The 18,287-nt window shown below is 46.6% G+C and carries 20 protein-coding genes; 14 read left to right on the top strand and 6 right to left on the bottom strand.

What is annotated here, in order from left to right:
* From B2W60_RS06105 to B2W60_RS06050, 12 genes are all read left to right on the top strand, one after another.
* On the top strand, positions 1-1,196 hold a 1,196-nt coding region (locus B2W60_RS06105; RefSeq protein WP_292363965.1), incomplete at its 5' end, for a PQQ-binding-like beta-propeller repeat protein.
* Between the two features lie 267 nt (positions 1,197-1,463).
* A complete protein-coding gene (gene pqqA, locus B2W60_RS06100) occupies positions 1,464-1,535 on the top strand; it encodes a pyrroloquinoline quinone precursor peptide PqqA (RefSeq protein ID WP_081443609.1) in 72 nt (23 codons plus the stop codon).
* A 139-nt stretch (positions 1,536-1,674) separates the two neighbouring features.
* Positions 1,675-2,589, top strand: coding sequence for a pyrroloquinoline quinone biosynthesis protein PqqB (gene pqqB / locus B2W60_RS06095; RefSeq protein ID WP_292362102.1), 915 nt, complete (start codon positions 1,675-1,677; stop codon positions 2,587-2,589).
* 20 nt (positions 2,590-2,609) lie between these two features.
* Entirely contained in the window at positions 2,610-3,338 is a 729-nt protein-coding gene (gene pqqC, locus B2W60_RS06090; protein ID WP_292362103.1) for a pyrroloquinoline-quinone synthase PqqC, read from the top strand.
* Positions 3,335-3,619, top strand: a complete 285-nt coding sequence (pqqD, locus tag B2W60_RS06085; RefSeq protein ID WP_292362104.1) for a pyrroloquinoline quinone biosynthesis peptide chaperone PqqD — start codon at positions 3,335-3,337, stop codon at positions 3,617-3,619. The genes pqqC and pqqD overlap by 4 nt, the downstream gene beginning before the upstream one ends.
* Positions 3,591-4,784: a pyrroloquinoline quinone biosynthesis protein PqqE gene (gene pqqE, locus B2W60_RS06080; RefSeq protein ID WP_292362105.1), complete on the top strand. Its 1,194-nt coding sequence runs from the start codon at positions 3,591-3,593 to the stop codon at positions 4,782-4,784. Before pqqD ends, pqqE begins: the two co-directional genes overlap by 29 nt.
* A gap of 411 nt (positions 4,785-5,195) precedes the next feature.
* A complete protein-coding gene (locus B2W60_RS06075) occupies positions 5,196-6,134 on the top strand; it encodes an ABC transporter ATP-binding protein (RefSeq protein WP_292362106.1) in 939 nt (312 codons plus the stop codon).
* On the top strand, positions 6,131-6,916 hold the full coding sequence (locus tag B2W60_RS06070; protein ID WP_292362107.1) for an ABC transporter permease: 786 nt from the start codon (positions 6,131-6,133) through the stop codon (positions 6,914-6,916). The genes B2W60_RS06075 and B2W60_RS06070 overlap by 4 nt, the downstream gene beginning before the upstream one ends.
* 188 nt (positions 6,917-7,104) lie before the next feature.
* Positions 7,105-7,764, top strand: coding sequence for a protein-L-isoaspartate O-methyltransferase family protein (locus tag B2W60_RS06065; protein ID WP_292362108.1), 660 nt, complete (start codon positions 7,105-7,107; stop codon positions 7,762-7,764).
* A 15-nt stretch (positions 7,765-7,779) separates the two neighbouring features.
* Positions 7,780-8,106 (top strand): rhodanese-like domain-containing protein, encoded by a 327-nt coding sequence (locus B2W60_RS06060; protein ID WP_292362109.1) that lies wholly within the window; start codon positions 7,780-7,782, stop codon positions 8,104-8,106.
* A 9-nt stretch (positions 8,107-8,115) separates the two neighbouring features.
* Complete coding sequence (locus tag B2W60_RS06055) at positions 8,116-9,438, top strand: TolC family outer membrane protein (protein ID WP_292362110.1); 1,323 nt, start codon at positions 8,116-8,118, stop codon at positions 9,436-9,438.
* A gap of 15 nt (positions 9,439-9,453) precedes the next feature.
* Positions 9,454-10,005: a hydrolase gene (locus B2W60_RS06050; RefSeq protein WP_292362111.1), complete on the top strand. Its 552-nt coding sequence runs from the start codon at positions 9,454-9,456 to the stop codon at positions 10,003-10,005.
* Here the strand turns inward: B2W60_RS06050 and B2W60_RS06045 are convergent.
* From B2W60_RS06045 to hemL, 6 genes are all read right to left on the bottom strand, one after another.
* Positions 10,002-10,202: a DUF1289 domain-containing protein gene (locus B2W60_RS06045; protein WP_292362112.1), complete on the bottom strand. Its 201-nt coding sequence runs from the start codon at positions 10,200-10,202 to the stop codon at positions 10,002-10,004. The two genes, B2W60_RS06050 and B2W60_RS06045, sit on opposite strands and share 4 nt — an antisense overlap.
* 209 nt (positions 10,203-10,411) lie before the next feature.
* Positions 10,412-11,245, bottom strand: coding sequence for an integrase core domain-containing protein (locus B2W60_RS06040; protein WP_292362113.1), 834 nt, complete (start codon positions 11,243-11,245; stop codon positions 10,412-10,414).
* Positions 11,246-11,259: 14 nt separating this feature from the next.
* The gene (locus tag B2W60_RS06035) at positions 11,260-11,550 is read right to left on the bottom strand and encodes a helix-turn-helix domain-containing protein (RefSeq protein ID WP_292362114.1); all 291 of its coding nucleotides are present in this window, start codon (positions 11,548-11,550) and stop codon (positions 11,260-11,262) included.
* Between the two features lie 328 nt (positions 11,551-11,878).
* The gene (locus B2W60_RS06030) at positions 11,879-13,408 is read right to left on the bottom strand and encodes a B12-binding domain-containing radical SAM protein (RefSeq protein ID WP_292362115.1); all 1,530 of its coding nucleotides are present in this window, start codon (positions 13,406-13,408) and stop codon (positions 11,879-11,881) included.
* Positions 13,409-13,427: 19 nt separating this feature from the next.
* Positions 13,428-14,870: an exodeoxyribonuclease I gene (sbcB, locus tag B2W60_RS06025; protein WP_292362116.1), complete on the bottom strand. Its 1,443-nt coding sequence runs from the start codon at positions 14,868-14,870 to the stop codon at positions 13,428-13,430.
* Positions 14,871-16,157, bottom strand: a complete 1,287-nt coding sequence (hemL, locus tag B2W60_RS06020) for a glutamate-1-semialdehyde 2,1-aminomutase (RefSeq protein WP_292362117.1) — start codon at positions 16,155-16,157, stop codon at positions 14,871-14,873. It abuts the gene before it with no gap.
* Positions 16,158-16,282: 125 nt separating this feature from the next.
* On the opposite strand from hemL, the gene B2W60_RS06015 reads away from it, so the two are divergent.
* Together B2W60_RS06015 and B2W60_RS06010 are read left to right on the top strand one after the other, a co-directional pair.
* Positions 16,283-17,620, top strand: a complete 1,338-nt coding sequence (locus B2W60_RS06015; protein ID WP_292362118.1) for a LapD/MoxY N-terminal periplasmic domain-containing protein — start codon at positions 16,283-16,285, stop codon at positions 17,618-17,620.
* Positions 17,617-18,252, top strand: coding sequence for a response regulator (locus B2W60_RS06010; protein WP_292362119.1), 636 nt, complete (start codon positions 17,617-17,619; stop codon positions 18,250-18,252). Before B2W60_RS06015 ends, B2W60_RS06010 begins: the two co-directional genes overlap by 4 nt.
* Positions 18,253-18,287 lie beyond the last annotated feature (35 nt).

Genomic DNA, 18,287 nt, shown 5'->3' with positions numbered 1-18,287 from the left:
TCCGTGGTTATGTACAAGCTTATGATTTAGACGGTAACGTTAAATATAAAGCATACAGCACTGGTCCTGACGCAGAAATGTTAGTTGACCCGGAAAAAACCATGTCTATGCTGAAACCGGTTGGCAAGGATTCTTCATTGAAATCCTGGCAGGGTGACCAGTGGAAAATCGGTGGTGGTACCACTTGGGGTTGGTATTCTTATGACCCTGACCTGAACCAGTTCTACTATGGTAACGGTAACCCTTCTACCTGGAACCCGGTACAACGTCCAGGCGACAACAAATGGACAATGTCTTTGTGGGGTCGTGATTTAGACACTGGTATGGCGAAATGGGTTTACCAAATGACGCCTTACGATGAGTGGGATTATGACGGTGTAAACGAAAACATCCTGGTAGACCAAAAAATCAAAGGCCAAATGCGTAAAATGTTAGTGCATTTTGACCGTAACGGTTTTGGTTACACCATGGATCGTGAAACAGGTGAATTGCTGGTTGCTGAAAAATTTGATCCAGTTGTTAACTGGTCAAATGGCGTAAACCTGAAAACCGGTCTGCATGATCGTGTAGCGAAATACTCTACTGCACGTAACGGTGAAGACGTGAACACTACTGGCGTTTGTCCTGCAGCATTGGGTACAAAAGATCAACAGCCAGCAGCGTTCTCACCACGTACCGGTCTGTTCTATGTACCAACCAACCATGTTTGCATGGACTACGAACCATTCGAAGTTGAATACGTAGCGGGTCAACCATACGTTGGTGCTACTCTGAGCATGTACCCACCAGAAGGTGATACACACTTGGGTAACTTCATTGCCTGGGATGCGCGTGAAGGTAAAATCGTCTGGTCAAACCCAGAGCGCTTCTCAGTCTGGTCAGGTGCTTTGGCAACTGCCTCTGATGTTGTGTTCTACGGCACACTGGAAGGTTACCTAAAAGCAGTTGATGCGCAATCTGGCCGTGAACTGTGGAGATTCAAAACTCCATCAGGCATCATCGGTAACGTCAACACCTACAAACACAACAACAAACAGTATATTTCTATCCTGTCTGGTGTAGGTGGTTGGGCTGGTATCGGTATGGCTATCCCAAGTTTGGAAAATGACTCAGACGGTCTTGGTGCAGTTGGTGCTTACAAAGCACTGTCTAGCTGGACTAACCTGGGTGGTGTTCTGAGCGTATTTAGCCTGTAATACAGCTAAAGATAAAGTCTATAGTTAATAAATAGACAGTTAAGTAAAATTAAGAACCCGGCATCATTGATGTCGGGTTTTTTTTTTGCTTAATTTAAATAATTTCATAACATTAAATCAGGCTATTTTTCCTGATACCCATTCAGGAAAATCCTGAACACCAAGGCGTTAATTGCTGACGCTACTTATCTTACTTCGCCGTAATATTCACATACCGTCTGAATAGTTCAGACGGCGTTATAAATAACCTATAGAGAGGAAATTATTATGTGGACTAAACCAGAATATTCAGACATGCGTTTCGGTTTTGAAGTCACCATGTATATCTGCAACCGTTAATTTTAACGTTCGGATATGTGTCCGGAGCAAATGCTCCGGGCATCTTCAACCGGCCAGCAAATCAGACTGCTTTACGTTACTATGATTAATTCATAATAAATCAGTGTGATTTGCTAAAGAGTCGACAGGAAAGAGAAATATGCACATACATGTCATGGGTTCAGGCGCCGGCGGAGGCTTTCCACAATGGAATTGCAACTGCAATAACTGTAAGGGCGTGCGAGAAGGAACAGTAAAAGCGAGCCCACGTACACAGTCCTCGATCGCGATAAGTTCCGATGGTATTGATTGGATTCTGTTTAATGCATCACCGGATATCAAGAAACAAATGGATGATTTCCCGGCGTTACAACCAGCCAGAGAAGTTCGTGACACCGCTATCAAAGCCATTCTGATCACTGATGCACAAATTGATCATGTTACGGGATTGCTGACTCTGCGCGAGCATAATAAACCATGGGATATCTACTGTACTGAAGCCGTACACAGCGACCTGACTACGGGCTTTCCGGTATTTAATATTCTCGGCCATTTCCGTGGCATCAACTGGCATGAAATCAAAACTGATTTACAGTCATTTACCATCCCGGCAGCACCGGGCCTTATATTTACCGCTGTGCCATTAAAAAGCGAAGCACCACCGTATTCACCTCATCGCCACAATACGGTGCCAGGTGACAATGTCGGTATTCGTGTTGAAGATAGCCGTACGGGTAAGAATGTGTTTTATGCGCCGGGTTTGGGCGTGGTCGAAGATCATGTACTCGAATTTATGCGTAATGCCGATGTAGTTCTGGTGGATGGCACGGTATGGACTGATGATGAAATGTCCAAAGAGGGCATCAGTGATAAACGTGCTCAGGAAATGGGCCATATTAATCAGTCGGAAGAGGGCGGCACCATCAGTTTTTTAAATTCGATGGAACGTCCGCGCAAGATTTTGATTCATATTAATAATACCAACCCGATCCTTAATGAAGAATCGGCAGAACGTCAGGTGCTCAACAACGCAGGAATCGAGTTGGCATACGACGGTATGGATATTGAGCTATAACAATCGGGAAAGGGCAAACGATGGCTGACAACACACCTTGGTCAAAAGAAGAATTCGAACAAAAGCTGCGTGATAAAGAGCAGTTTTATCACATCAATCATCCGTTTCATAAATTGATGCATACGGGAAAACTGAATCAGAAACAGGTTCAGGGTTGGGTGGCAAACCGTTTTTATTACCAAACTGCGATTCCTATTAAGGATGCGGCGATTATGGCCAACTGTGAAGATGCCGAAGTACGCAAACACTGGGTACAACGCATTCTGGATCACGATGGTTTTGAAGGTCAGGAAGGTGGTATCGAAGCCTGGTTACAACTGGGTGAAGCGGTAGGTCTGACACGTCAGGAACTGACATCGTATGAACATGTATTACCCGGTGTGCGCTTTGCGATTGATGCCTATGTCAATTTTGCCCGTCGGGCACCATGGCAGGAAGCCGCAGGCTCTTCATTAACCGAGTTGTTTGCCCCGAAAATTCATCAGGCGCGTCTGGATAACTGGCCTGAACTATATCCATGGATTGATGAGCGTGGCTATCGTTATTTCCGCAAACGCTTAAGCGAAGCGCGGCGTGATGTTGAACATGGCTTGCAGATCACGCTGGATTATTGTGATACACGCGAGAAACAACAGCGTGCACTGGATCTGTTGCAGTTCAAGCTGGATATCTTGTGGACCATGCTGGATGCAATGTGGATGGCGTATATTGAAGATCGCCCACCTTATTGTATGGATGTTGAAAAATGACAGAGCGCGTATTTAACGCAGACAGTGTGCCGGTACTGGCATTAGGTTACCGCTTTCAATGGGAGCCCATGCAGGATTGTTATGTTTTGTTGTATCCCGAAGGCATGGTCAAACTAAATCCTGCTGCTGGCGAAATTTTGAAGCGTATAAGTGAAAAGAAACAAACCGTTAGCGAATTGATTGCAGAACTAAAAGTCGCATTCGATGGCGCAGATTTAGACGATGACGTCTATCAGTTTTTGGAGGAAGCACATGGCAACGACTGGATCAGAGCAGAATAAAGCGCCCGGCAGCACCGGTGGTGCTCTGGGGATGAATGTACGTGATGCTATCCGGCAGCCTTTATGGCTATTGGCAGAGCTGACCTATGCTTGTCCATTGCAATGTCCGTATTGTTCCAACCCGATGGATTTCGCCAAAATCAAAAGCGAATTGACCACCGAGGAATGGATTGATGTATTTAAACAAGCCCGGGCAATGGGCGCAACACAGCTGGGATTGTCGGGTGGCGAGCCTTTGGTTCGTCCCGATATTATCGAGCTAATCCGAGCTGCACGTGATTTAGGTTTCTATACCAACCTGATTACTTCAGGTATCGGTTTGGATGCCAGTAAGGCAAAAGCCTTTAAAGAAGCCGGTCTGGATCATATTCAAGTCAGTTTCCAAGCGAGCTCAGAGGATCTCAATAACCTGATTGCAGGGACAGATGCCTTTCAACACAAAATTGAAATGGCCAAAGCGGTTAAAGCCGCTGGTTATCCGATGGTGCTGTGTTTTGTTACGCATCGGCAGAATATCGACAAAATCGACGAAATCCTCGATCTGGCGATTAATCTGGATGCCGATTATGTCGAGCTGGCCACGACGCAATATTATGGTTGGGCGATGCATAATCGTGATCAACTATTGCCGTTGAAAGAGCAGCTGGTCAGAGCTGAACGTATTGCCCATGAGTACCAGGAACAGCAAAAAGGCAATATGAAGATCTACTATGTCGTTCCTGACTATTATGAAGATCGTCCAAAAGCCTGCATGAATGGCTGGGGCAATGTGTTCCTGACCGTTACCCCGGATGGCACGGCCTTACCATGTCATGCTGCCCGCGAATTACCCGGCATGACTTTGCCAAATGTTCGCGATACCAGTGTGAAGGAAATTTGGGAAGATTCAAACGACTTTAATCGCTTCCGTGGTTTTGACTGGATGAAAGAGCCATGCCGCAGCTGCGATGAAAAAGTAAAAGACTTTGGTGGCTGTCGTTGTCAGGCGTATATGCTGACCGGCGATCCCGCCATGGCAGATCCGGTTTGCAGCAAATCACCTGATCGTCATGTGGTCGATGAAGCGATTGAACGGGGTCGCAGGGAGTCTGAAAAACCAACAGAAGTTGCCAAACCATTAGTATTCCGTAATCCGAAAAACTCGAAACAAATCAGTGGGTTCTGAGCAAATATCTATTGGTGTTTCATAGCCGCCACTACTGGAAGAGCTTTTCCTCCAACAAGGTGTTGATAATGTGATGTAGTGGTTCTGCATAAATCATTTACAACGCAGGTGGTCGGAATGTGTCCCAGCCTTTGTGGCCTGCATGGATGTTAGGTCAGGGGGCGTGGGGCAGTACGCGGGAGCTTTACTCGTCTTTCATTTAGAATAACTACAAAAGCGTCAGAACAAGCAATTTTCCGGACATTGCTTTTGCATACGATGTGCAAGGATGCACCGGTGCGATCACTCCATTCATGGAGCTAAACGTTTTTTGAGCTTAAGCCCTAAAGGGTAGAGATATATGGATGAAACTCACAAACTACATTGCTCACGCCTTGTGTGGCGTTTTTTTAAATCACAACAGAGGCGGCTATGAAAGATCAACAGACCCTAACAATTAAGACCAGCGGCCTGACCAAGCGATATGGTCAGGCCGTTGTGGTAAATGGACTGGATCTTCATGTTAAAGCGGGCCAATGCTACGGACTGCTAGGCCCCAATGGCGCCGGCAAAAGCACTACTATTCATATGCTCACCACCATGACTTCGCCTACTGCGGGTGAGGCCTGGATTGTTAATCAATCCATATTGGCAGATCCAGTGGCAATACGCCGTTCGGTCGGTCTGGTGTTTCAGGATTCGGCTTTGGATCGCACGATGACAGTCGACGAAAATCTGCAATTTGCTGCCGCACTCTATGGTATGTCCAAAAAACAAGCCAATGAACGTATCGAAGAATTATTAGCCGTATTTAATCTTGGAAGTCGGCGTAATACCAAACTGCTGGCGCTTTCAGGAGGCCAACGCCGGGCAGTGGATATTGCCCGCGGCGTATTGCATCAACCCCAGGTACTATTTCTTGACGAACCGACCATTGGCCTGGATTTACCCAATCGACGATCTATCTGGCGTTTTGTCGAGCAGTTGCGTCGTGATCATGGTATGACAGTCTTCCTCACAACGCATTATCTTGAAGAAGCTGTGGCCTGTGATCACGTGGATTTTATCCAGCGCGGTGTGTTGCAAAAAGGGGGAAAACCGACAGATTTGATGCGACAACTGGCAGAGTATGTGTTGGAAATTGAATGTGCTGATATTGAGCATGTCGTCTCAGAGCTTACGCCTAAGTTTGGGCAACCGATTATAGAAGATGAACAATTGAGCTTTTTGATTAAAAATGCCGATACTGATCTGCATTCTCTGCAACAGGCATTGGGCAACAGTATTAACGCCATGCGCTGGCGTAAGCCGAATCTCAATGATGTGTATCTTTGGAAAGTCTGTCCACCGGAACAGGAGCAGGCAGCATGAGTTGGTTACCGGTTAAAGCCGTTGTTGGGCGTGAGCTGACAAAATTATTCCGTCAAAAAGCCCGTTTATTCAGTTCAATGGTGCGCCCGATGATCTGGTTACTGGTCATTGGGTCGGGTGTTGGCAGTATGTTAAGCGGGGCGCAGCAGGAAGGCTATCTGCAGTTTTTGGTGCCAGGTGTGTTAGCGATGACCTTGTTATTTGCAGCTTTATTGTCCGCATTAACACTGGTCTATGACAAAGAATTCGGTGTGATGCGCATGATGATGATTGCACCAGTGGCGCATTACTGGATTGTGTTATCCAAACTGATTGCTGCGACCATAACTGCTATGGTGCAGGCTTTATTATTGTTAGTTATTCTATTGCTGATTGGTTTGATTGATATACAGATTGCCTTGCTATTAATTCCACCCGCATTATTAACCGCTGTAGCCTGTGCGTCGATGGGCGGTTTGATTGCAGTATTTTCCAAAACACTGGATAACTTTGCGGTCATTATGAATTTCTTTATTTTCCCGGTATTTTTCTTAAGTGGTGCGCTTTATCCGGTCAGCCAGTTACCTGATATTCTGCGCTATGTGGTGCTGTTTAATCCGTTCAGTTATGGTGTGGATTTATTAAAACATGCTGTTCCCGGTGCCCAGTCAGATTTTTCAATCTGGATGGATATTGGGGTACTTCTGGTATTTTCTTCCCTGGCGGTTGTCATTGCCTGCTGGCGCTTTTCTCGTGAATCGGTACATGAGCCATTGTTTCACAGAGCAACCAAGCGCGGTTGAAGCAAAAATTAAACGGCTTACCAGCTCAAATTCGCAGCCACCTGTTTGTATTGGTAATCTGTTTTAAACATTCCTGAAAACTAGCGCCTGTTCAACCGATATCAGCATTATGGATGCGGTTGCACCACTTCTGGAAAGGTCATATCCTAGCTGATTAAAAAGTAGTATCTGATGTCTAGGAAATCACCATGTCAAATACCATGAGTCCAGCACATTCCAATATGGTCTGGCAGCAGGTTCGGCCCAATGAAGTTTCTAATCCTGATGTTCTGGAAGCATTACAGCAGATTGATCGTGCTCAATTTGTTTCTGATGATTATAAGTCGTTGGCCTATTCAGATACTCGTCTGCCCATCGGCTGTGGTCAGTTTATGTGGACACCTCTGGAAGAGGGAAGGATATTACAGGCCTTGCAATTAAAGCCTGCTAATACAGTTCTGGAGGTTGGCACGGGCAGTGGATTTTTTACTGCATTGATCGCCAAACTGTCATCAAACGTCATTAGTATTGAATATTTTGCCGAACTGTCTGGATTGGCTGGTTCGCGACTGGAAGCCGCTGGTGTGCAAAATGTGGTGTTACATTGCGGTGATGCCAGCCATGGCTGGAAGTTGGCTGATCGAATCGATGTGATCGTGTTGACGGCCAGTTGCCTGGAGGTTCCGGAAGACTATCTTCATGCACTTAAAGTCGGTGGCCATTTAGTGGCTATAACAGGCCAGGCTCCTGCTATGCAGGTGCAGCGCATTACCCGTTCAGATGAGTGGCAATGGCAAACCGAAAATTTATTTGAAACAGTGGTGGCGCCGATGGTGCACGCTGAAACAAAACCTGAATTTACCTTTTAATGTAGAGATCTTGTTATGAAACAAATGTCAGCAACACAATTGGATGAATTTCTGCAGAAAAATGCGCAGGAGGCCATTTTGATTGATGTACGCGAAGCGCATGAGCTTGCCAATGGCATGCTGGAAAACGCTCAACATATGCCAATGAACAGCATTCCGGCACATGTGGGTGAACTTGAAATGGCGAAAGAAAGTCCGATAGTGTTGATTTGCCGTTCTGGGCAACGCAGCGCTCAAGTCGGACAATATCTTGAACAGTTAGGTTTTTCTGACGTCATAAATCTGGATGGTGGTATGAATGCCTGGGCGGCGGAGATCGACTCCAGTATGAAGGTTTATTAAGGATTGAGCATGAAAGCGCTGTTTGTAGTTAGTTTGTTTGCGACATTATTTTGTCGACCGGCCCTGGCGGTTCAGGATCTTGTCGATATTTATAATTTGTCGGCACAAAGCGATCCGATATTAATGGCCCAGGCTGCAGCGCAACGTGCCACGGGGGAGTTAGCTGATCAAGCTGATGCAGCCTTTTTACCGCAAGTAGATATGGTGGCGAATAACAGCAAGGTATGGACAGACAGTTCTTCTCAACGGTTTGGTGGTACCAGTGAGTATAACGATCATGGTTATACCTTGAGTCTGGTGCAACCGATTTACCGCCGTAATAATTTTGTACAGTCACGTCAGGCAGATATTGCCATTGAAGGCGCTGCAGCCAATTATCAATTCGCTGAACAGGAACTGATTGTTCGGGTAGCCGAACGTTATTTTGCTGTTTTGGGGGCAGAAGATGATCTGAGTTTTGCTTTGGCAGAACTTGAAGCAATTGAAAAACAACTTGAACAGGCCGATCAACGATTTGAAGTCGGTCTGGCAACCATTACCGATGTCAGTGAGGCAAGAGCTGCTTATGATTTGGCCAATGCGGCCGTCATTGAAGCTGAAAATTTGTTGGCTAACAGCCGTGAAGCATTGCGTGAAACAGCCGGTGAATATCCTGGTGAGTTAGCTGAGCTTAAAGATGACACTCCACTGGTAAAGCCTGAGCCGGAAAGTATTGATGAGTGGAGTGAGCAGGCGATTGTGATGAATCCGGTTTTACTCGCCGCTGGCAGCAATGTCGATCTTGCCCGTGAGAATATTGAGTTTGAACGCAGTGGCCATTATCCGACGCTGGATTTAGTGGCCCAGAAAGGCTATACCTCACAAAGTGACAGTAACCTGAGCGGCAGCAATAAAACCCATCAGAGAATATTAGGTTTACAGGTCAATATCCCGATATATGCCGGTGGCGTAGTGAGTTCCAGAACCCGCGAAGCCAGCTTTCGCCTGGATGAGGCGATGCAAAATGAAGAAGAGCAACGTCGCGCTATTATGCGACAGACACGTGCCGCCTATAACAGTGTGATGTCTGGCATCAGTCGGGTAAATGCCCTGCAACAGGCCGTATATTCAAATCAAAAAGCATTGGAGTCTACTGAAGCCGGATTTCAAGTTGGCACGCGTACTACAGTAGACGTTCTGAATGCCCGTCGTGAGCTATTCAGCGCGTTACGTGATTACTCACGTTCCCGTTATGAATACGTCGTTAATACGTTAAGACTTAAACAAGCCGCCGGGATAGTCAGTTTGAATGATATTGAGCAAATTAATCAGTGGTTGGAACCCAGAGCTTAAGGAGGGGTTATTGCCATGATGGCAAATTCTGAAAACAGTGTTTTAGTGGTAATTGATGTACAACAGAAATTGGCCCAGGCCATGCCCGATGGGGTGCGTGAACGTCTGATCAATCAGATAAAAATCTTACTGACCGCGGCGAAAGTGCTTAATATTCCGGTCATTGCCACAGAGCAGTATCCAAAAGGTCTGGGGCCAACAGAGTCTGCATTACAGGATAATTTGCCGATCGGCACCAACATCATAGAAAAAACCTGTTTTTCCTGCATGCAATCTGAGGATTTCCGCTATCAACTTGCTGCAACACGTCGAAAACAGGTCATCCTGCTGGGAATGGAAACACACATCTGTGTTCTGCAAACCGCTTTAGCCTTAAAATCAGAAAACTATAGTGTGTATGTGGCGGAAGATGGTGTCTGCTCACGCTCAAAAGCCAATCAGTACAATGCAATACAACGGATGCGCCATGCTGGGGTGGTGGTCAGTAACGTGGAGTCAGTATTGTTTGAATGGCTTGGCGATGCCAGCCACGCTGAGTTTAAAACACTGGCGAAGTTAATTCTTTAAGCGCGTCTATGAACATGAGCGCGCATCTGCCGCCTTGTTTTACAGTTCACTACGGTGGACTGTTTATCTGCTTCACTCATATTTTCCCAACGCAGGATTTCATCCATTGTCCGGAAACAGCCACGACAGACATCCTGTGCATCAAGACCGCATTTGCCAATGCAGGGGCTGGGAGTAAATGATTGATCTGAGTTCATAGTGCGGTAGTTTAATTCATTTTATGATGTTTAATGTGAGTTGCGAGGCTTGCTGTATGGCGTTGAGCTTACGAATAAATAACCTAAAGCTGACTTTTTCGACTTAACGTCGAGTTCATTTTCTTTGCATGCCCAAAGAAAACAAACCAAAAGAAAAGGCATGTGTACGATTCACATACATCGGTAACAGTTTAATTCAACTACATGGGTTACACCCGAATAGTCCAATAACTTGTAATTCCACCTCCAACCTTACGTTGGTCAAAACCACCAAGCCTGATGGGGCCGAAGTATAAATCCCATACGCCATCGGCGACTTGCTCCATGCCGATGTATTCGTCGCGTAATAAGTGAGACACATAAACTTGTCCACCGCCCCAATAGACTACACCGGTATGCGTGACTTTCAACACACTAAAATAGTCCGGATAGTGCATTTCCATTAACTTCTCAGGATAGGCTCTTCCTGATGCCGAGTAGTGAGAGGCTGGTGTTTGTTGTTGCAAAGATTCATGTGGCCGTTGATGGTTATACAGGTTGCTGAACTCTTTAAATTGTTGCTGCTGTGCGGCCATTGACTCACTGACAGGCTGCGTTACCGCCTGTTTTAGCGTTCGATGCATACGCTCATGCTGACCATTTTGTTGTGGCTTGCCGGGTTGGATCCTTTCAGGATGGATCCCAAGCTTTATCCACCAAATACTTAACGCAGACAAACCGCCAGCCGCTTTACTGGCAAATGGCACACCATTATCGCTGCGAATGCGCAGAGGCAACCCAAACTCTCTGAAGATGTGCTCAAAACAACGCCTGGTCGGCTCAGTAGCCGTCGTTTCCAAACCACAGCAAGCCAGTAAAAAACGACTATGGTGGTCCATAACCGTTAAGGGATAACACCACTGTCCGTTGCCCAGTTTAAACTGACCTTTAAAATCAACACTCCACACTTGATTAGGCGCTGTCACTGATTGAAATGGATCGCGATAAGGGGCTACACGTTGGCGCTTGCGACGTTTATCAATCAGACCTGCTCGGTTGAGCACATTATAAATTGTCGTTAATGACGGAGGCTCCAGCGTGGGGAACCGCAACTTAAGACTCGCCTGTATTTTTTTCGGGCCTGTTTTATCGAAAAAGGTATAGCTTCAGGATGGTGGTGGGAGCGACGTGACAGCTCGGTGACACCATCAAGCCCTTGCTTCTGATAACGTTGTACCCACTTGTAACCGGTCTTTCGACTGATTTGATAGCGTCGGCATAGCTCACTGAAACTACCGCCCGCACCACGTAAATAATCTGCAATAAACAAAATACGTTCTTCCATCGGTTTCACATCTCGCCAAGGCATGAGCACCTCCATCGTTGATGCTCATGATTAAAACAATGTGTTACCTATGTATCTGAACTTTTTTGTTACCTATGTTCTTAACTCGTACAGCACCCCTTGTGCTGGCCTGCGGCTTCACTGCGTTGATCGCTTTCTCTGGCGTCCAGCTAAACTCGCTTTGCTCAAACAGTGGCTGTCCGTGATCCAGACAAAACTGTGCTACTCGTCAGCACAACAGGGGGATTAGGAGGATCTTGAAACTGCTTTCATTGTAAAAAGTTTGGTGGTTGGGTTGAGGGTCGAAACCCAACATCTAAATGTAGTTCCCAGCTAAGGCCGATTGTAAAACTCAAGCATGAAACCGCTGCCGTTTATTGGCTGTACCAAGTTTGGCAGGTTTATTTAAGGTAGGCAGCGCTTCATAATCCGGCTGACCTTTGAGTCCAGCTCGGGCATAATCCAGTCGCAGATGATCTTTGACCAATTCTGCCGGGTGATGCATATCTTCGGTCAGCACTACATAAATCAGTTCAAACAGACGTTTCAACGCAATTTTAGCGGTTTGACCAGTACGCTGATAAATCTGATCTGACAAGGTCATGAAATGCCAGAACGGTTGCTCATCAAGCAGCAACGGCAAAGTATTGATAAACCGTCCCGAGTTACCGATTAAATCCCAGTAACGGGCAAAACGATTGACCCGTTGCATGGTGGCAAAGTTGATTTCACGGCTGCTGAGCAGGTTATACGGCGGCAGAGGATTAAAGCGTAAATCACTGGGTTCGTTATGCCGGTTCAATGGCGCGCCACGCAGGCGTTTGAGAATGCCGACCTGAATTTCATGTGGATTAAGGGCGATTAATTGATCAAAGCTGTCTGCAAAATTTTCCAGCGTATCGCCGGGCAAACCGAAAATCAGATCAGTGTGTAAATGCGCGCCGCTATGTTCACGCAGCCAACGAATATTGTCTTTGCTTTTATCGTTGTTTTGCTTACGACTGATACGTTCCTGAATTTCACTGTCAAAGGTCTGAATACCAATTTCAAATTGCAGGCTGTTGGGCGGAAATTTTTGTAAAACTGATTTCAATTTATCCGGCAGATTATCCGGCACCACTTCAAAATGCAGATATAAATCATCGCTCATGCGTTCCAGGAAAAACTCCAGAATGGCAATGCTGGTGGTGATTTTCAGATTAAAGGTACGGTCGATAAATTTAAAGTTTCGCACTCCGCGCTGCCACAGCTGATCTATTTCAGTGAGAAATGCATCGAGTGGAAATGCCGTCGCGGTTTTATCCAAAGCTGATAAACAGAACTCACATTTAAACGGACAGCCACGGGAAGCTTCAACGTAGATCAACCGGTTACGAATATCTTCATCGTTGTAAAAAAGATAAGGCAGAACCAGTTGCTCTAATGGGGTGGCGCGGCCATCAATATATTTGGTCTGTGGGTGTTCACCTTGCAGTAATTTTTCGCACAACTCACGAAAATCCTGTTCCCCGGGACCAGCAATCACATAATCAGCCAGATCACATAGCTTCGGTAAATCAGGTGAATGACTGACTTCCGGGCCACCGAGAATAATACGAATTTCAGGCTTAATCGATTTTAACAGCCCAACTACCGCCTCAATTTCACTAACATTCCAGATATACACACTGAACCCGATAACCTCAGGCTGATAGCTAAGCAATTTTTCAGCAATGCTTAGCGGTTGTTCCTGAATAGTGAATTCGATCAGTTCGGCGGCGGATTGCTGCTCACCGAGATTGGCATATAAATAACGCAAACCAAATGCCGAGTGCATATAGCGGGCATTAAGCGTGGTGAGCAGGATTTTGGCAGTAGTCGACATGCGCACATTGTAAATCATACGCGGCTGTTCAATCTGTTCAGTTAATTCCTAATGCATTTTGTTGCTCGGTGACATAGCGTTGCAAGTCGTCCAAAGTTTGCTGTTGGGCTTTGGTGAGCGCTTGCTGCCGACACTCCGCTAATGCGGCGTTAAATTTTTCAAAGGTAAGTCCAGGCGATGCTGTTGCGGTTAATTTGGTACGACAAAACTGTTGCCATTGTTCCGCTTCACTTTCATTTAGCGATTCGGGCCAGTTACGCGCCCGGTAACGGAACAGCATTTCCGGTAATCGCGAATCGTTAAAAGGAATCGATAACGTGCCCAGTTGATCTGGGGCTGCTTCGCGAATCAGGGTCATTTTGTTTTTATCGCTGTCATCAAAGAAACCGCCGCCATACAAACTGGCATCAACATCGTCAATCTCATCAAATGATTTCTGACTGAACACGGCCTGCAATTTTTGCAGTAATGATTCACCCGCCTCACGTAATAGTTGCAGATGTTGATGACTTAATTCCCGATCAATCTGCAGCCGCTCGGCAGCCGCATCATCCAGCGTCGCTGCCGGCACAATGACCGGACACTTATTGATATGCACAGTTTTTAATGCCGGACGCGAAACACCCTCAGGTAAATCTTTAGTGGGCGTAAATAACCATTGCCGAATGGTATCGGCATCCTGCTCCAGTAACGCCGAGGGATCATGGCGCAGATCATAAACAATCACCCCATTGTTGTTATTGGGTTCTTTGGCTATTGGCACCACCAATGCCGTATTACAATATTCAGAAGGGTACATGCGTGAGGTATGCAAAACCGGATCCGCCTGATGCAGGTTCAGTAACGGAGCGAGCTGCTGTTTTCGGCGTAACTGATAGATATAGTCATATAGCTTGGGCTGACGATCTTTAATCAGTTTTGCCAAGGCGATGGTCGCATACACATCCACTAACGCATCATGTGCACCCTTATGTTCAATCCCGTTTGCTGCCGTTAAGGCTTCCAGTCGAAAACTGGGCTGGCCGTCTTCACGATTGGGCCATTCGATACCTTCAGGCCGCAAAGCACGGGTGAGGCGCACCATATCGATAATGTCCCAGCGCGAATTACCGTTTTGCCATTCACGGGCATAAGCATCGTAAAAATTACGAAACAGGCCAAAGCGGGTAAATTCATCATCAAACCGCAAACTGTTATAGCCCACCCCACAGGTACCCGGCTGAGACAATTCCTGATGAATCGTTTTGATAAATTCGGCCTCAGTCAGACCTTCCTGTTGTGCTTTCTGTGGTGTGATGCCTGTAATAAGACTGGCCATTGGATGCGGTAATACATCGGCTGCCGGTTTGCAGTAAATCATCAACGGATCACCGATGATATTCAAATCTTCATCGGTACGTACCCCGGCGAACTGTAATGGCCGATCAAATCGTGGATCGGTGCCAGTCGTCTCATAATCATGCCAGTACAGCGTATTCATTTATAAGCTCGCCAAAACCAGTTCTGCCGCTGCCAGAGTGGCTTCAATTTCATCATCGCCATGTGCAGCAGAAACAAAGCCCGCTTCATAAGCAGAAGGTGCCAGGTAAACACCGCGATCCAGCATGCCGTGATAAAACCTTTTAAAACGTTCCTGATCACATTGGGTGACCTGTTCAAAAAACTCAATGTTGTTTTCTTCGGTAAAGAAAAAGCCAAACATGCCACCAACATAATTAATACTCATTGGAATACCGGCTGCATCGGCTTTTTGTTTCAAGCCATTGGCCAGTTTGGCAGTCTGTTGACTGAGGCGATCATGAAAACCGGGTTGTTGTACCAGTTTCAAAGTGGCCAGCCCAGCGGCCATAGCGACCGGGTTACCGGATAAGGTACCTGCCTGATAGACTGGACCCAGAGGCGCAATCGAATGCATCACATCTTTGCGTCCACCAAAAGCCCCTACCGGTAAGCCGCCGCCAACTACTTTACCCAGCGTAGTGAGATCGGGTTTAACTCCATAATGCTGCTGTGCACCGCCCAAAGCGACCCGGAAACCGGTCATCACTTCATCAAAAATTAACAGGCTGCCGTATTGATCACAGACGTCGCGTAAGCCTTCGAGAAACCCCGGAATCGGTGGAATACAGTTCATATTGCCAGCAACCGGTTCGACAATGATGCAGGCGATCTGATCGCCAATTTCCGCAAAACACTGATTGACAGATTCCATATCGTTGTAACGCAGGGTAATGGTGTGTTCTGCAATGGCTTTGGGGACACCAGCGGATGAAGGTTCGCCCAATGTTAATGCCCCACTACCAGCTTTAACTAAAAGGGAGTCAGCATGACCATGGTAACAGCCTTCAAATTTAACCATTTTGTCACGACCTGTATGGCCTCTGGCAAGACGAATCGCACTCATCGTCGCTTCGGTACCTGAGCTGACCATACGGACCATTTCCATAGACGGCACGAGTTCACAGAGTAAGTCGGCCATCTCGGTTTCAATAGCGGTGGGCGCGCCATATCCCAATCCGTTTGCGCACATTTGCTGAACGGCTTCAATGACTTGCGGATGCGCATGACCGGCAATCATCGGACCCCAGGAGCCAATATAATCAATATATTTTTTGCCTTCCACATCGGTGAGCCAGGCACCTTTTGCGCTACTGAAAAATACCGGATCACCGCCGACACCTTTGAATGCACGTACCGGTGAATTCACGCCACCGGGGATATGTTTTTGAGCCTGAAGGAAAAGTTGTTGATTGCTTTGCGCTTGCATTTACAGAGTCCTGATTTGATGATGTGCGATAATTGTAGGTCAATTTGATTTCTCATAGTCACAACAATGTCGGCTATGAAAGTTCAACAGGCCTTAGCCTATCACAGCGAGATAACTGACCCGACATGAGCCTGAAACTGCGTTTACTGATCATTGTAACCTTGATCCTGATATTCAACTTTGTCGCCGCTGGCTATTTTATGATTCAGAATGCCCGCCAGGCAGTCGCAGCTGAAATGGCCTCCAGTACTCAGTTGGCGCGTGGATTATTGATCAACGCTTTGCCGACATTGCGATTTTCCAATGATTTGAGTGAACGGGTGACCTTAATTGTCGATAGTGTGCGTCATACAAGACACATCCGCGCCTGGTTTGAAGATATGAACGGTCAACCGTTAATCGGCCATGAAGAAGGAGTGCCATTCACTAATCGACCAGATGCACCGGACTGGTTTATCCGTTTGATGGAACCGGAAGCGGTCGCCTTCCGACGGCTTATCACTCGGGGCAGTCAATCTTATGGTTATCTGGTGGTGGAAGCCGATCCCAGCGATGAAGTCACCGAAGTTTGGCGCGATATGGAAACCTTGTTATTTTTGGGTTTGTTTTTCCTCACCGTGATTTCCAGCCTGATCTATTTGGCGTTATTACATGGTCTGAGGCCATTGCAACAATTAGCCGATGCATTGGGGCACCTGGAAAAAGGCGATTTTCATGCGCGGGTGGATACCGGCGGTGCCAAAGAATTAAAACCGATCCAGATTCGCTTTAATCATATGGCCGATGTATTGGAAACCACCATGGCTGAAAACCATGCCCTGGCAGGAAACATGCTGACCTTACAGGAATCTGAACGACGCGATTTGGCACGTGAATTACATGATGAGCTGGCACCCTGTTTGTTTGGTATACGCGTTGATCTGGCTGAAATTGAACGCATTGCCATTGAAAATAAATTGCCGGATGTCGAAGAAAAAGTCAGCTCGGTTAAATTGATTACCAGCCATATTCAATCACTGGTGCGTAAAATGCTCAGTCGTTTGCGGCCGATGACACTGGATGATTTGGGTTTGGTGGAAGCGTTGCGTGATATGTTACATAACTGGCGTGACCGGCAACCGGAAATTGATTGGGAATGGGATTTTGTTGGCGATTTCACCGGTCTGGCGGATACGCTTCAAGTGACGGTGTATCGCGTAGTGCAGGAATGTACAACCAATTGTGTTCGCCATGCTGAAGCCAGTCACGTACGGGTTGAAGTAAAGCGCGAAAAACAATATATAAAGGTAACGGTCACCGATGACGGTAAAGGGCTGGATACATCTGCCGTAAAAGGCTTTGGCTTGATCGGTATGCGAGAGAGGGTCTCGGCGTTAGGTGGTAAAATCGCGTTTGATACTGCCGAAGGTCAGGGTTTGCAGGTAAGGGTAATGATCCCTATGAAGAGTGAAAATAAAAAATGAAACCAAGTATCACAATCCTGGTAGTAGATGATCATCCGATTGTCAGAGCCGGCTGTCGGCAGTTAATTCAGCAAATTCCCTCGGCCAAAGTCGTAGAGGCTGAGACCGGTGAAGAAGGTTACCGGATGTTTCAGGAACTGTATCCGGATATGGTGTTACTGGATATCACCTTACCCGGTGTGGGCGGTCTTGAAGTATTACGCCGCATTCGGGCCAACCGTGATACCGCCAAGGTATTAATGTTCAGCATGCATGAGGATCCGGTCTTTGCCTCTCGGGCCATGCAAGCCGGAGCACGAGGTTACATCACCAAGAACAATGCAGCGGATCATCTGGTCGAAGCGGTCAGTAAAGTGCTGGAAGGTAAAATTTATCTCAGTCCTGATATGGCCCAGCAGCTGGCAATGTTGAACATTGATGCCGGTACCAGTGCGCTAAGTGATCTGTCGCGGCGTGAATTGGAAATTTTACGCTTACTGGGCGAAGGTAAGAGCATGAACGAAATTTCGGACGTTTTAGGCATCAGTTACAAAACTGTCGCGAATAATCTGACCCAGATAAAAGGCAAGCTGGACATTAATAAAACAGCGGAACTGATGCGTTTTGCAATCAGCCATGGTTTATCGTCCTAACAACTTGTTTTACTTGTATGTTTTTGAAAAGGAAC

The sequence above is a fragment of the Methylophaga sp. UBA2496 genome (assembly GCF_002341635.1).
Lineage (GTDB): Bacteria > Pseudomonadota > Gammaproteobacteria > Nitrosococcales > Methylophagaceae > Methylophaga.
This window is presented reverse-complemented; position numbering and strand designations above follow the sequence as displayed.